A 14,501-nucleotide genomic window follows, 5' to 3' on the forward strand; every position below is an offset into this window, starting at 1 on the left:
GATGTTGCGTAAGCGGTGCGCTTACGACGCGTCCGGTTCCCAGTCGCCGCCTGCCGATGCGTCGTCCGGCACCGTGAGGCCGAAGTGGCGGTAGCTGAGTTGCGTGGCCACGCGGCCGCGCGGCGTGCGCTGCAGATAGCCCTGCTGGATCAGATACGGTTCGAGCACGTCCTCGATCGTGTCGCGCTCCTCGCCGATTGCTGCGGCAAGGTTGTCCACGCCCACCGGGCCGCCGTCGAATTTGTGCAGGATGGCTTCGAGCAGCTTGCGGTCCATCAGATCGAAGCCCACGGGGTCGACGTCGAGCATGCGCAGCGCGGCGTCGGCGACCTTGGCGGTGATCGCGCCGTCGGCTTTGACTTCGGCGTAGTCGCGCACACGCCGCAGCAGGCGGTTCGCAATACGCGGCGTGCCGCGCGAGCGGCGCGCGATTTCGAGCGCGCCATCGGGATGGATCTGCGCGCCGAGCAGCGAAGCGGAGCGCTGCACGATGCGCGAGAGCTCACCCGCGTTGTAGAACTCGAGGCGCGACACGATGCCGAAGCGATCGCGCAGCGGGTTCGTGAGCATGCCAGCGCGCGTGGTCGCGCCCACCAGCGTGAACGGCTGTAGGTCGAGCTTCACGCTGCGCGCGGCCGGCCCTTCGCCGATCATGATGTCGATCTGGTAGTCCTCGAGCGCCGGATACAGGATTTCCTCGACGACCGGCGAGAGCCGGTGAATTTCGTCGATGAAGAGCACGTCGTTGGCTTCGAGATTGGTGAGCAGCGCCGCGAGATCGCCCGCGCGCTCCAGCACGGGCCCAGACGTCTGCCGCAGATTGACCCCCATTTCGCGCGCGATGATGTGCGCGAGCGTCGTCTTGCCGAGGCCCGGCGGCCCGAACAGCAGCACGTGGTCGAGCGGTTCGGAACGGCGCTTAGCAGCCTCGATAAAGATCTCGAGCTGGCCGCGCACCTTTTCCTGGCCGACATATTCGTCGAGCTGGCGCGGGCGCAACGCGCGTTCGAACGCTTCCTCGTGGGTCGAGGCGGGCGTGGCGGCGATCACGCGGTCGGCGCTGGCGTGGTTGGCGGCGAGTTTGTCGGTTTCGATCATCCAGCGATTGTACCGCGCAGACTATGCGGCGGCGGCCCGTCCCGAACCCCGCGATGCCGCCGCAACTAACAGCCAGGCGCGAGCCTGCGCGTAGGCGATCAGCCCTTCGAAAGCGCCTTGAGCGCGAGCTTGATGCCTTCGGAAACGCCGGTGCCGGCAGGCACGTTCTTGATCGCGGCGAGCGCTTCCTTCTCCGAATAGCCGAGCGCGAGCAGCGCGTTGAGGATGTCGTTTGCGTGGTCGGAAGGCGAAGCGGCGGCGGCCATCGCGCCGAGGTCCGCACCGAGCTTGCCCTTGAGTTCGAGCAGCAGACGCTCGGCGGTTTTCTTGCCGATGCCGGGCACACGCGTGAGGCGCGCCGCATCTTGCTGGGTGACCGCTTGCGAGAGGTCGTGCACGCTCATGCCCGAAAGCACGGCGAGCGCCATGCGTGCGCCGATGCCGCTGATCTTGAGCAACTCGCGAAACGTCTTGCGCTCCTCCTGCGTGCCGAAGCCGAAGAGCAGATGCGCGTCTTCGCGCACGATCATCTGCGTGAGCAACACGATTTTTTCGCCGGTGCCGGGCAGGTTGTAGAACGTGCTCATCGGCACGTCGACTTCGTAGCCGACGCCGTTGCAGTCGATGAGCAGGTGCGGCGGGTTCTTTTCCAGCAATACGCCGGCAATGCGACCGATCATGGCGGTTTCTGTGATGAGGGAAAGCTCAAGAGTGTAGCGGAGGGCAGGGCAATGCGGAGCGCGCAGCGGGAACGTTGGCTGTTCGGCCAGGCGTATCCGTTACGCGTGTAGCCGCGCGTTCACCCAATCAACCGTCCGCGCCGCACCCGCATGCCCTTCTTCGCGAGCGCAGGGGCAAGCCCGCCGAGCGTGGCAAGCGCATCCCCGCCGTGGGCGTGGCAGATCGCCATGCCGAGCGCGTCGGCGGCGTCGGTGCCGGGCGTGCCCGTGAGGGCGAGCAGGCGCACCACCATTTGCTGCATCTGCTCCTTGGTCGCGCGTCCGTAGCCGACTACGGCCTGCTTGAGCTGCAGCGCGGTGTACTCGGCCACCGGCACACCGCCCGAAACCAGCCCGCAAATGGCCGCGCCGCGCGCCTGCCCGAGCAGGAGCGTCGACTGCGGATTGACGTTGACGAAGACCTTTTCGATCGCGGCCTGATCGGGCGCGTGCTGGCGGATCAGCGTGGAGACGCCCTCGAAGATGGTGCCGAGGCGCGTGGGCAGATCGGCATCGGCGGTGCGGATGACGCCGCTTGCGACATACGTGAGCTGATGACCGTGACGCTCGATCACGCCGAAGCCGGTGACGCGCAAGCCGGGGTCGATGCCGAGAATTCTCATGAAATGCGGGGAAAACGGATGTGCTGCGATGGTACAACGAACGGCATGGATGCCGCGAGCCTCGACGGCGCGAGCGAACACGGCGCGCCGCGCAAAGAAAAAGCCCGCGGGACGCAAGTCCGGCGGGCTCGGCTCAAGCGGCGCGTCACGTGCAGGTCACGCGCCGCACGCAAGGATCAGTGACGGAAGTGGCGAATGCCCGTCATCACCATGGCGATGTTGTGCTCGTCGGCGGCGGCGATCACTTCGTCGTCGCGCATCGAGCCGCCCGGCTGGATCACGCAGGTCGCGCCCGCGTTGACCACCACGTCGAGACCGTCACGGAACGGGAAGAACGCGTCCGACGCGACTGCCGTACCCGCGAGCTTGAGGCCCGCGTTCTCTGCCTTGATGCTGGCGATGCGCGCCGAGTCCACGCGGCTCATCTGGCCCGCGCCCACACCCATCGTCATGCCGTTCGCGCAGAACACGATGGCGTTCGACTTCACGAACTTCGCGACACGCCATGCGAACAGCAGGTCGTCCATTTCCTTCGGCGTCGGGTGGCGCTTCGTCACCACGCGCAGTTCGTGCGGCTGCACGTTCTTCGCGTCGAGCGATTGCACGAGCAGGCCGCCGCCCACGCGCTTCAGATCGAACGCGTTATGGCCATCGCCCAGCGCGATTTCGAGCAGACGCACGTTCTGCTTCGCGGCGAACACGGCCTTCGCGGCCTCCGAGAACGACGGCGCGATCAGCACTTCGACGAACTGCTTCGCCACGGCTTGAGCCGCCGCTTCGTCCACTTCGCGGTTGAACGCGATGATGCCGCCGAACGCCGAGGTCGGGTCGGTCTGGAACGCCTTCGAATACGCTTCGAGCGCGTTCGTGCCGATCGCCACGCCGCACGGGTTGGCGTGCTTGATGATCACGCAGGCCGGGGCGTCGAACGTCTTCACGCATTCCCATGCCGCGTCCGAGTCGGCGATGTTGTTGTACGACAGTTCCTTGCCCTGGAGCTGCTTATAGTTCGCGAGTGCGCCGGCGGGCGTCGTGAGGTCGCGGTAGAACGCGGCGCTCTGGTGCGGGTTTTCGCCGTAGCGCAGGTCCTGGACCTTGTCGAACGCGAGGTTCAGCACGGCCGGGTAGGTGTTGCGCGACTTGTGCTCGAGCGCGTCGGTCAGGCTCGTGAGGTAGTTCGTGATCGCACCGTCGTACTGCGCCGTGTGCGAGAACACCTTGGTCGCAAGGCGGAAGTTCGTGGCGTAGCTCACGGTGTTGCCGTTCGCGCGCATCTCTTCCAGCACCTTCGCGTAGTCGGCGGGGTCGACCACGACAGTCACGTCGCGGTGGTTCTTCGCCGCCGAGCGCAGCATGGTCGGGCCGCCAATATCGATGTTCTCGATCGCGTCTTCGAGCGTGCACTCGTCCTTCGACACCGTCTGGACGAACGGGTAGAGGTTCACGACGAGCAGGTCGATCGTCGGGATGTCGTGCTTTTCCAGCGCGGCCATGTGCTCGGGCAGGTCGCGGCGCGCGAGGATGCCGCCGTGGACCTTCGGGTGCAGCGTTTTCACGCGCCCATCGAGCATTTCCGGGAAGCCGGTGTAGTCGGCCACTTCGGTGACGGGAAGCCCCGCGTCCGCGAGCAGTTTCGCGGTGCCGCCGGTCGACAGGATCTTGACGCCGAGATCCGAGAGGGATTTCGCGAAGTCGACAATGCCTGCCTTGTCGGAAACGGAGATGAGCGCTTGCTTGATCATGATGTGGGAGAGTTGCCGATAGATCGAGGAGTCCGCGCCGAAGGTCCAGTAAAACGCAGCGGCGTTACAGCAGGCCGTGCTGCTGGAGCTTCTTGCGCAGCGTGTTGCGGTTGATGCCGAGATACTCGGCGGCCAGCGACTGATTGCCGCCTGCCTGCTCGAGCACCACCTCGAGCATCGGTTTTTCGACGCACGCCATTACCATTTCGTAGACGTCGTGCGGATTGCTGCCGTCGAGGTCCTGGAAGTAGATGCCAAGGCTCTCGCGGACGGATTGTTCGATGTTGTGCTTGCTCATGCTGCCAGTCGATCGGTTGATTCGTCGCTGCCGTCGCTGTCGTTGTTCTCGTCGTCGACGTAGACGAGGCGCTCGGAGCGCGCCTTCTGTTCGTCGAAGAACTGGTTGACGGCGACGAGCTGCTCGCGCGTGGTGTCCAGCGTATTCATGCGATGCCGGAACGTATTGGCGCCGCAAAGGCCGCGAGTGTACCAGCCGATATGCTTGCGCGCAGTACGCACGCCTGTAAATTCCCCATAAAACGCGTAGTGGTCCTCCAGATGCTCATTCATGATCGACTGGATTTCGTCCACGCGCGGCGGCGGCAACAGCTCGCCCGTCGCGAGGAAATGCTCGATTTCGCGGAACAGCCACGGGCGCCCCTGCGCCGCGCGGCCGATCATGATGGCGTCTGCGCCCGTGAGCGCAAGGACCTCGCGCGCCTTTTGCGGCGACGTAATGTCGCCGTTGGCGACCACCGGAATCCGTGCCGCGGCTTTCACCGCGGCGATCGTTTCGTACTCCGCTTCACCGTGATAGAGGTCGGCGCGCGTACGGCCGTGCACGGTGAGCATGGAAATGCCGCTTTCCTCGGCAATGCGCGCGATGGTGAGCGCGTTGCGATTGTCGCGGTCCCAGCCCGTGCGGATCTTGAGCGTGACGGGCACGGCGTCGGGGCCCACGCCCACGGCGTCGACCACGGCCTTGACGATGCGCGCGACAAGCGGTTCGTTCTGCAGCAGCGCCGAGCCGGCCGCGACGTTGCAGACCTTTTTGGCCGGGCAGCCCATGTTGATGTCGATGATCTGCGCGCCGTTCGCCACGTTGTAGCGCGCGGCTTCGGCCATCATGTCCGGATCGGCGCCGGCGATCTGCACGGAGATGGGTTCCACTTCGCCCGCGTGATTGGCGCGGCGCATGGTCTTTTCGCTCTTCCAGAGCTGCGCGTTGGAGGCGACCATTTCGGACACCGCATAGCCCGCGCCGAGGCGCTTGCACAGCTGGCGGAACGGCCTGTCCGTGACACCCGCCATGGGGGCGACGAACAGGTTATTACGCAGGGTGTGACGGCCGATAGTGAACATGACGCGCGGGCGAGGCCGGTGCCGCGACCCGGATGGCAATCCGGCTGGCGCGGCGAACGGCGTGTATTTGCAAAAGGGGAAACGCGTATTTTAGCGTTAACGGGATGCAAGGTCGCGCTGCGCGGACCCTGGTCTTGTTGCTGGGCTGCGCTTCAGCGTGCAAACAATCAGGTTAAAAAAAAGCGATGCGACCCTTAGTTAGCCGCATCAACTCCTCTGTCCGAACATCATCTGGCGCGCGAGCGCCGTCTTCACTGGCGGGGCGAATTCGAGCGCCGTGAGCGCGAGCCCACGCAGCGTGGCGAGCGGACCGAAATCGACGGTGAAGAAGCGGGCGAGGGTATCCGTCGCGCCGATCGTCATGCGCCGGTCGAACGCGCGGCGGCCCGCGAACTCGGCGAGCGCGCGCGGCGTGGCGCCGTGTTGCGCGAGCGAATCGGCGAGGGCGTGGGCGTCGCGCAGGCCGAGATTGAGGCCTTGGCCTGCCACCGGATGCAGCGTTTGCGCGGCATTGCCGACTGCCGCGATGCGGCCGTTGCCGGAAACCAGCGCATCGAGCGCGTTCAAACCGAGCGGGAACGCCGCGCGAGCGTGGATCTGCGTGAAGCGGCCCATGCGCGCACCGAACGCCAAGCCGAGCTCGGCGAGCAAATCGATGTCGCAAAGCTGCGCGCGGCGCTCGGCTTGCGCGGGCGAGCAGCACCACACGAGCGCGTAGTCCGCGCCGCGCACGCCGCCCATCGGCAGGAGCGCAATCGGGCCTTCACTCGTGAAGCGCTCCCATGCCACATGCGGCTGCGGGGCCGCGAGCGTCACCACGCCGACCAGCGCCGTTTGGCCGTAGTCGCGCGTGCGTTTGGTTTCGGCGGCCGGCACGACGGCTTTCGCGTCGGCTTCGTCGGAAGCGTCCTGCGCGTCGCGTTGCGGCAGCGCGCGATACAGCCCGCCTTCGGCGTTCACGAGGATGCGCGTGCGCAACTGCCGCTCGACCCCCGCGCTCACGACCGGCAGCGTCACGCCGTCGTGCTCCACGACAGGATCGTGCGCCTGCGTGTGATGCAGCCAGTGCACCTGCGTGCCGCGCACGGCGCGCGCGAGCGCCTGAACGATCGTGCCATAGCGGGCCACGTAGCCGAGCGCGGGCAGGTCGTAGTCGTGCCGGTCGATCAACGTACGCCCGAAATGGCCGCGCTGCGAAACGTGAATGCGCTCGATGGGCGTCGCGTCGTGCGGCCACGCGAGCGCTTCGAGCAGCGTGCGGCTGCCCTGCGAAACGGCAATGGCGCGCGGGTCGCTGGCGCTGTCCTCGGGTTCGCGCGCATCGATCAGCGCGATCGAGAGCCCTTGCGTGGCGCTGCGCCGCGCGAGCCAGCCCGCGAGCGCAAGACCCACCGGTCCAGCGCCGACGATCGTCACATCGTGATCGAAATGAGCGTGTGCGTTCGCGCCGGTGGAGGTGTCGTGCGTGCTGCCGGAAACTGCGTTCATGTCGTTTGTTTCGCTTCGTGTGGGAACTTCGCGCGTGTGCGGTCGTGTGTGCGTTTGCGCTTCGCGTCAGGCGCCGCGCTGCGCGTTTTGCATCAGCGCTTCGATTTCATCGGCGGCAACCGGCACACCGCGCGTGATCAGCTCGCAGCCCGTTTCGGTGACGATCGCGTCGTCCTCGATGCGAATGCCGATGTCCCAGTAGCGCTCGGGCACGTCCTCGGCTGCGCGGATGTAGAGGCCGGGCTCGATCGTGAGCGTCATGCCGGGCCGCAGCGTGCGCCAGGGCGGCGGGGCGTCGGGGTTTCCGGCGCTCGCCGCGACGCCACGTTCACCGCGTTCACGGTAGTCGCCCGCGTCATGCACATCCATGCCGAGCCAATGCCCTGTGCGATGCATATAGAAGCGCGCGTAGGCGCGCTCGGCGATCACGTCGTCGACGCTCGCAAAGCGCTCTCGGTCGACGATGCCGGTATCGAGCAGTCCCTGCGCGAGCACGCGCACTGCCGCGTCGTGCGGCGCCTCGAAGTTCACGCCGGCGCACGTGGCGTCGATGGCGGCCTGCTGGGCGGCGAGCACGATGTCGTAAAGCTCGCGTTGTGCGCTCGTGAAGCGGCCGCTCGCGGGAAATGTGCGCGTGATGTCCGAGGCGTAGCCGTTCAACTCGCACGCGGCGTCGATGAGCACGAGGTCGCCCTCGCGCGCCACCGCATTGCCCGCGGGGTAGTGCAGCACGCATGCATTTGCGCCTGCCGCGACGATCGACCCGTAGGCCGGCGCCTGCGCGCCGTGCTTGCGGAACGTGTACAGCAGCTCCGCCTCGATCTCGTATTCGCGCATGCCGGGCCGGCACGTCTGCATTGCACGCACATGCGCGAGCGCCGAGATTTTCGCGGCGCGGCGCATCGTGTCGAGTTCGTGTGCGTCCTTGATCACTCGCATGTCGTCGAGCAGCGGCAGCAGGTCGTAGGCGGCGGCGGGCGCGGTGACGCCGCTGCGCCCCTGCGCGCGCACGGCGTCGATCCAGCGCTTCACCTGCGCGTCGAAGCGCCCGGAAGTCGCGAGCGCATAGTGCAGCGCCGGACGGTTCGCGATGAGCGGCGGGATGCGTGCGTCGAGTTCGTCGAAGGGAAATGCGGCGTCGAAGCCGAACGCCTCACGCGCGGCGTCGGGACCGAAGCGAAAGCCTTCCCACGTTTCGCGCTCGACGTTCTTCGCGCGGCAGAACAGGATCGCGGCGGGCTGGTTTTCACCTGCATTCGCGTCGAGCACGAGCAGCGCCTCGGGCTCCGTGAAGCCGGTGAGGTAGTAGAAGTAGCTGTCGTGCCGGTAGGGATAGTCCGCGTCGCGATTGCGCAGCGTTTCGGGTGCGGTCGGCACGAGCGCGACGCCACCGCCTTGCGCGCGCAGCGCCGCAAGCACGCGCTCGCGGCGCGCGCGATAGAGCGCCGCGCCGCCGTCGGGGCCGCGCTGCATGTCGGCTGCGTCGGCCACGTTCGCGGCTGGGTGGGCTTCGCTCGAGGCGGCCGGGGCGCTGTGCTTGAGGGTCGAGTCCATCGTGAGATTGTAGCGCTGGCTACAGACGGACGCGCGCGGTCGCGGTCACGCGCACCGGGAGCGCCGCTGCCGCCGAGGTTGTCTCCTGCCTACATCATTTGTAGGAAAAATCCTGCACCGCAACAGGCGGCACGTCAGAAAAATGCGAATCCAACGTATACTTCGGCCGGATTCCAGAAAAGGCAGGTGGTATGAAACTTATCGGTTCGCTCGGCAGCCCGTATGTCCGCAAGGCGCGGATCACGCTCGCTGAAAAGAAAATCGACTACAAGCTGGTGCTCGAAAACGTGTGGGGCGAAGAAACGGAGATTCACGATTTCAACCCGCTCGGCAAGGTTCCGTGTCTCGTGATGGACGACGGCGAGGCCGTGTTCGACTCGCGCGTGATCTGCGAGTACGTCGACATGCTCTCGCCCGTGGCCAAGCTCATTCCGCCCGCCGGCCGTGAGCGTATCGAGGTGCGTTGCTGGGAGGCGCTCGCGGACGGCATGCTCGACGCCACCGTGCTGATTCGCCTCGAAGGCACGCAACGCACGCCGGAGCAGCGCAACGAGGCGTGGGTGAAGCGCCAGGAGCGCAAGATCCACGAAGGTCTCGCCGCGATGGCCAAGGGGCTCGACGGCAACCCGTGGTGCGCGGGCAACCGCTACACGATCGCGGATATCTCTGTGGGCTGCGCGCTCGGCTATCTCGACTTCCGCATGCCGGAGCTGAACTGGCGCGAGGCGCATCCGAATCTCGCGCGCCACTTCGAGAAGCTTTCGCAGCGCCAGTCGTTCATCGACACGGTGCCGCAAGGCTGATCGGCCGTTCATACGCGGTCGAGGTGAAAACGCCCGACGGCATTGCGTGCCGTCGGGCGTTTTCGTGTGGGCCACACATCGTCTTGCTCAGACGATCTTTTCCTCCGCCGGCGCGAACGAATCGCTGCGCGCGACCGGCCACCACTTCTCATACAGCTGATAGCGATAGCGGCCTTCGAGCAGATCGCCGGGCTTCAGGTACTTGAGCAACTCCGACATCAGCTTCACCTCATACGACGACACGCGCCGCACGATGTGATGCGCGCGCAGATCCGACGGGCTCGAAAGGCCCGCGGCCTGAATCAGCTCTTGCAGCGCGTGCAGCGTGTTGTGATGGAAGTTGAAGACGCGCTCGCCCTTGTCCGGCACGTTCAGCGCGCGCTGGCGCACGGGGTCTTGCGTGGCGACGCCAGTGGGGCAGCGGTCCGAATGGCACTTCTGTGCCTGGATGCAGCCCACGGCGAACATGAAGCCGCGCGCCGAGTTCACCCAGTCCGCGCCGATCGCGAGCGTGCGCGCGATATCGAACGCGGTGATGATCTTGCCGCTCGCGCCGATCCTGATCTTGTCGCGCAGGCCGATGCCGACGAGCGTGTTGTGCACGAGGAGCAGCCCTTCCTGCAGCGGCGTGCCGATATGGTCGGTGAATTCGAGCGGCGCCGCGCCCGTGCCGCCTTCCGCGCCGTCCACGACGATGAAGTCGGGCAGGATGCCGGTTTCGAGCATCGCCTTGGCGATGCCGAAAAACTCCCACGGATGCCCGATGCACAGCTTGAAGCCCGTGGGCTTGCCGCCCGAGAGCTTGCGCAGGCGGTCGACGAATTCGAGCAGCCCGCGCGGCGTGGAAAACTCCGAGTGGCGCGCGGGCGAGACACAATCCTTGCCGATCGGAATGCCGCGCGTTTCGGCGATCTCGGGCGTGACCTTCGCGGCGAGCAGCATGCCGCCGTGGCCCGGCTTCGCGCCCTGCGAGAGCTTCACCTCGATCATCTTCACTTGCGGCTCGTTCGCGAGGCGCTGGAATTTATCGGCGCTGAAGGTGCCGTCGTCGTTGCGGCAGCCGAAGTAGCCCGAGGCGATTTCCCAGATGATGTCGCCGCCATTCTCGCGGTGATACTTCGACATCGAGCCTTCGCCGGTGTCGTGCGCGAAGCCGCCTTTCTTCGCGCCCATGTTGAGCGCGCGGATCGCGTTTGCGGAAAGTGCGCCGAAGCTCATCGCCGAGATGTTGAAGATCGACATCGAGTACGGTTGCGCGCGGTTCGCGCCTACAAGCACGCGGAAGTCGCTGCCGGCGAGCTTCGTGGGCGCGAGCGAATGGCTGATCCATTCGTGGCCCACGGCCTTCACGTCGAGTTCGGTGCCGTACGGGCGGCTGTCCACCGCGTTCTTCGCGCGCTGGTAGACGAGGCTGCGCTGAGCGAGCGAGAACGGCTTTTCGTCGGTGTCGTCCTCGACGAAGTACTGGCGGATCTCGGGTCGCACGAACTCGAACAGAAAGCGCAGATGGCCCCAGATCGGATAGTTGCGCAGGATCGCGTGGCGCTCCTGGAACATGTCGTAGAGGCCGAGCGCGACGAGCAGCGCGGGCACGATCACGCAGTACCACGACAGGTGATGGAGCGCAGCCGCGGCGACGCAGGCCGCGAGCAGCAGCACCGCGCCCCACATGGCGAGATAACGTCGGGAAAACATTGGGGGGACTCCTCGAACTTGATGTAATGCGCGCACCTGGCACTCCTCTCGTGAAGGGGCGGTGCGCGTCAGCCGCGCGGTTGCCGGGCGCGGCTTGCGGGAATGATGCCGCAAGTTCGTGAATCTGGCAGGGAAGCGGGCATGCCGTTTGAGCGGCGTTCGGCAGGCATCGAAAGACTGCAAAAAAAAGCGGCGCCCAAGGCGCCGCGCGGTGTTCGCTTACGTTTTGCTTGACGGTGCTTGCGTCACGCCGTCGTGGCCGCAGCGGGCTTCTTGCGCGCTACGCGCTTCTTTTTTTTCTTCGGCGCTTCGGGCGGGAGTACCGCGGGCACGTGCGGCGCGAGCGTCGTCACCGCTTCGATGATGCCGCCGCCGAGGCACACGTCGCCGTCATAGAGCACCGCCGACTGGCCGGGCGTGACGGCCCATTGCGCATCTGGAAAACGCAGCGTGAACTGGCCCGCACCGAATTCGTCTGCGGTATGGAACGAGCAGGGCGCATCGGCCTGGCGATAACGCGTTTTCGCGCCGCACGCATGGTCCTGCGCCGGCGGCTCGCCCGCCACCCAGCTCACGTTGCCCGCACGCAGCTCGTGCGCGAGCAGCCACGGATGATCGTGGCCTTGCACGACGTAAAGCGTGTTCGAGGCCATGTCCTTGCCCGCCACGAACCACGGGTCGCCGCTGCCGTCCTTGCTGCCGCCAAGGCCGATGCCCTTGCGCTGCCCGAACGTGTAGAACGCAAGACCGATGTGCTCGCCCACGACCTTGCCGTCGGGCGTCATCATCGGGCCGGGCCTGGTTGGCAGATAGCGGTTGAGGAAGTCGCGAAACGGCCGCTCGCCGATGAAGCAGATTCCTGTGGAATCCTTCTTTTTCGCGTTCGGCAGGCCGATCTTCTCGGCGATCTCGCGCACCTTCGTTTTCGGAATTTCGCCGAGCGGGAACATCGTCTTCGAAAGCTGCGCCTGATTCAGGCGATGCAGGAAGTACGACTGATCTTTCGTGTGGTCGAGCGCCTTCAGCAGTTCGAAACGACCGCCACGCTCGTGGTTCTGGCGCACGCGCGCATAGTGACCCGTGGCGATCGTTTCCGCGCCGAGCGACATGGCGTGGTCCAGAAAGGCCTTGAACTTGATCTCGGCGTTGCAGAGCACGTCCGGGTTCGGCGTGCGGCCCGCGGAATACTCGCGCAGGAACTCCGCGAACACACGGTCCTTGTATTCGGCGGCGAAGTTCACCGCTTCCACGTCGATGCCGATCAGGTCCGCGACCGACACCACATCGATCCAGTCCTGGCGCGTCGAGCAGTACTCGCCGTCGTCGTCGTCTTCCCAGTTCTTCATGAAGAGACCGACGACGTCGAACCCCTGCTCCTTGAGCAGCCATGCGGTCACCGACGAATCGACGCCGCCCGACATGCCTACCACGACCTTACGTTTGCTCATTTCCTTGCTGCCTTAGTTCATCCTGGGTGCTGCCTTGGGCGCCGTCGCGTGCGTCTGGATGAAATCCAGCGGCACGCGCTTGCCTGTGAGGTAATCGTCGACACAGCGCATGACGAGCGGCGTGCGATGGCGCTCGCTTGCCGCGCGCAACTCGTCGGCGCTCATCCACACCGTACGCACGATGTCGGGATCGAGCGCGCGGTTTTCGGGCCCGGCTGCGACACTGCCGCAGTACGTGAAGCGCACGTACGTCGCGCCGCTTTCGCCTGGCTTGCCGAAGTGCGTCATATACACGCCGACTAATGCCGCCGGCGTGAATGCATACGCGGTTTCCTCTAGCGTTTCGCGCACCACGGCCTCGTGCAGCGTCTCGCCCGCTTCCAGATGCCCGGCCGGCTGGTTCAGGCGCAGGCCGGCTGGCGTGTGCTCTTCGACAAGCAGAAAACGCCCATCGCGCTCGACGATCGCGGCCACGGTGACGTGGGGTGCCCAGGTTTGCTCATTCATGGGCCAGTATTTTACCGGGACGGCGCGAACGCTGCCCGGGGCCGGATCGGGCCCCGGATCGGCCGCAGGCGGGGCGTATGCCCGGCTCGCCGGGCGCTGCCGACCGTCCGGTCGGACGACGCAGCGTGTTGTGTGCATCGCACAAAAGCGGGCAATTCCCGCTACAAAGCCGCCGCTGCTTTCGGTTAAAGTGGTGCCGTCGTTTGCCGTTGCAATGGATGCCGGCGCCTGAACGCCGTATGTCGGCCTCCCTTCGCTCGATTCGAGCCAGAACAGCTAGAACAAGAAGGTCGAGGAGGAAACAACGATGCATATCGGAGTGCCTGCAGAGACGCGGGCGAACGAAACCCGCGTGGCCGCGACGCCGGAGACAGTCAAGAAGTACGTCGCCCAGGGCCACACGGTCACGATCCAGGCCGGCGCGGGCGCCGGCGCGAGCTATCTCGACGAGGCGTACACGGCCGTAGGCGCGCAGGTTGCCGATGCCGCCACGGCCTTCGGCGCGGACCTCGTACTCAAGGTCCAGTCGCCCACCGTCAGCGAATTGCCGTTTATGAAGCGCGGCGCGGTGCTGGTGGGCATGCTCGATCCCTTTAATGCGGAAAACGCCGCGAAGCTGGCCGAGGCTGGCGTGACGGCCTTCGCGCTCGAAGCCGCGCCGCGCACCACGCGCGCGCAAAGCCTCGATGTGCTGTCGTCGCAGGCCAACATCGCCGGGTACAAGGCGGTGCTCGTGGCCTCGAACCTTTACCCGCGCTTCATGCCGATGCTGATGACCGCCGCCGGTACGGTGAAGGCCGCGCGCGTGCTGATTCTCGGCGCGGGCGTGGCGGGCCTGCAGGCCATTGCCACGGCGCGGCGTTTGGGCGCGGTGATCGAGGCTTCCGACGTGCGCCCTGCGGTCAAGGAGCAGATCGAGTCGCTCGGCGGGAAATTCCTCGACGTGCCGTACGAAACCGATGAGGAGCGCGAAGCGGCCGTTGGCGTGGGCGGCTACGCGCGGCCCATGCCGCCATCGTGGCTCGCGCGGCAGTCGGCGCTGGTGCACGAGCGCGCGAAGCAGGCGGACATCGTCATTTCGACCGCGCTGATTCCGGGCCGCGACGCACCGACGCTGCTGCCCTCGGAAACGGTGCAGGCGATGAAGCCGGGCTCGGTGGTGATCGACCTCGCGGCAGGACGCGGCCCCGTTGCCGATCCGGCAAGCGGCCGGCGTGGCGGCAACTGCCCGCTCACCGAGGCCGACAAGGTGGTGACGCACCACGGCGTGCAGATCTGCGGCTACACGAACCTCGCCTCGATGGTCGCCGCCGACGCCTCGGCCCTCTACGCGCGCAACCTGCTCGACTTCCTGAAGCTGATCATCACGAAGGAAGGCACGCTCAACATCGATCTCGCGGACGACATCGTCGCGGCCACGCTGCTGGCTCGCGACGGCCAGGTCACGCGCAAGACATAAGGG

At 66.2% G+C, this 14,501-nt stretch carries 13 protein-coding genes; 2 read left to right on the forward strand and 11 right to left on the reverse strand.

Annotated features, from left to right (window positions below):
* Positions 1-21: 21 nt before the first annotated feature.
* The 8 genes from ruvB to FAZ97_RS02170 all read right to left on the reverse strand — a co-directional run bounded on the left by ruvB (position 22) and on the right by FAZ97_RS02170 (position 8,505).
* Positions 22-1,098: a Holliday junction branch migration DNA helicase RuvB gene (gene ruvB, locus FAZ97_RS02135; RefSeq protein ID WP_158756969.1), complete on the reverse strand. Its 1,077-nt coding sequence runs from the start codon at positions 1,096-1,098 to the stop codon at positions 22-24.
* A gap of 98 nt (positions 1,099-1,196) precedes the next feature.
* A complete protein-coding gene (ruvA, locus tag FAZ97_RS02140) occupies positions 1,197-1,778 on the reverse strand; it encodes a Holliday junction branch migration protein RuvA (protein WP_158756970.1) in 582 nt (193 codons plus the stop codon).
* A gap of 119 nt (positions 1,779-1,897) precedes the next feature.
* Positions 1,898-2,440 carry a crossover junction endodeoxyribonuclease RuvC gene (gene ruvC, locus FAZ97_RS02145; protein ID WP_028201962.1) on the reverse strand — a complete coding sequence of 181 codons (543 nt, stop codon included), beginning with the start codon at positions 2,438-2,440 and terminating at the stop codon, positions 1,898-1,900.
* 176 nt (positions 2,441-2,616) lie between these two features.
* Positions 2,617-4,182 carry a bifunctional phosphoribosylaminoimidazolecarboxamide formyltransferase/IMP cyclohydrolase gene (gene purH / locus FAZ97_RS02150; protein ID WP_158756971.1) on the reverse strand — a complete coding sequence of 522 codons (1,566 nt, stop codon included), beginning with the start codon at positions 4,180-4,182 and terminating at the stop codon, positions 2,617-2,619.
* Positions 4,183-4,246: 64 nt separating this feature from the next.
* On the reverse strand, positions 4,247-4,480 hold the full coding sequence (locus tag FAZ97_RS02155; protein WP_028216158.1) for a Fis family transcriptional regulator: 234 nt from the start codon (positions 4,478-4,480) through the stop codon (positions 4,247-4,249).
* Positions 4,477-5,544: a tRNA dihydrouridine synthase DusB gene (dusB, locus tag FAZ97_RS02160; protein ID WP_158756972.1), complete on the reverse strand. Its 1,068-nt coding sequence runs from the start codon at positions 5,542-5,544 to the stop codon at positions 4,477-4,479. Before dusB ends, FAZ97_RS02155 begins: the two co-directional genes overlap by 4 nt.
* Positions 5,545-5,751: 207 nt before the next feature.
* Positions 5,752-7,032, reverse strand: a complete 1,281-nt coding sequence (locus tag FAZ97_RS02165) for a UbiH/UbiF/VisC/COQ6 family ubiquinone biosynthesis hydroxylase (RefSeq protein WP_158756973.1) — start codon at positions 7,030-7,032, stop codon at positions 5,752-5,754.
* 66 nt (positions 7,033-7,098) lie between these two features.
* Complete coding sequence (locus FAZ97_RS02170; protein WP_158759021.1) at positions 7,099-8,505, reverse strand: aminopeptidase P N-terminal domain-containing protein; 1,407 nt, start codon at positions 8,503-8,505, stop codon at positions 7,099-7,101.
* A gap of 272 nt (positions 8,506-8,777) precedes the next feature.
* Here FAZ97_RS02170 and FAZ97_RS02175 point away from each other — a divergent pair, with 272 nt between their 5' ends.
* Complete coding sequence (locus FAZ97_RS02175) at positions 8,778-9,389, forward strand: glutathione S-transferase family protein (protein ID WP_158756974.1); 612 nt, start codon at positions 8,778-8,780, stop codon at positions 9,387-9,389.
* 87 nt (positions 9,390-9,476) lie between these two features.
* Here the strand turns inward: FAZ97_RS02175 and FAZ97_RS02180 are convergent, their stop codons facing one another.
* The 3 genes from FAZ97_RS02180 to FAZ97_RS02190 all read right to left on the reverse strand — a co-directional run bounded on the left by FAZ97_RS02180 (position 9,477) and on the right by FAZ97_RS02190 (position 13,039).
* Positions 9,477-11,084, reverse strand: a complete 1,608-nt coding sequence (locus FAZ97_RS02180) for an FMN-binding glutamate synthase family protein (protein ID WP_158756975.1) — start codon at positions 11,082-11,084, stop codon at positions 9,477-9,479.
* A gap of 245 nt (positions 11,085-11,329) precedes the next feature.
* The gene (mnmA, locus tag FAZ97_RS02185; RefSeq protein ID WP_158756976.1) at positions 11,330-12,532 is read right to left on the reverse strand and encodes a tRNA 2-thiouridine(34) synthase MnmA; all 1,203 of its coding nucleotides are present in this window, start codon (positions 12,530-12,532) and stop codon (positions 11,330-11,332) included.
* 12 nt (positions 12,533-12,544) lie between these two features.
* Positions 12,545-13,039, reverse strand: a complete 495-nt coding sequence (locus FAZ97_RS02190) for an NUDIX hydrolase (protein ID WP_158756977.1) — start codon at positions 13,037-13,039, stop codon at positions 12,545-12,547.
* Positions 13,040-13,346: 307 nt separating this feature from the next.
* Between FAZ97_RS02190 and FAZ97_RS02195 the strand changes: the two genes are divergently transcribed.
* A complete protein-coding gene (locus FAZ97_RS02195; RefSeq protein ID WP_158756978.1) occupies positions 13,347-14,498 on the forward strand; it encodes a Re/Si-specific NAD(P)(+) transhydrogenase subunit alpha in 1,152 nt (383 codons plus the stop codon).
* The last annotated feature ends 3 nt before the right edge of the window (positions 14,499-14,501 follow it).

The sequence above is a fragment of the Paraburkholderia acidiphila genome, assembly GCF_009789655.1.
Classification (GTDB): Bacteria; Pseudomonadota; Gammaproteobacteria; order Burkholderiales; family Burkholderiaceae; genus Paraburkholderia; species Paraburkholderia acidiphila.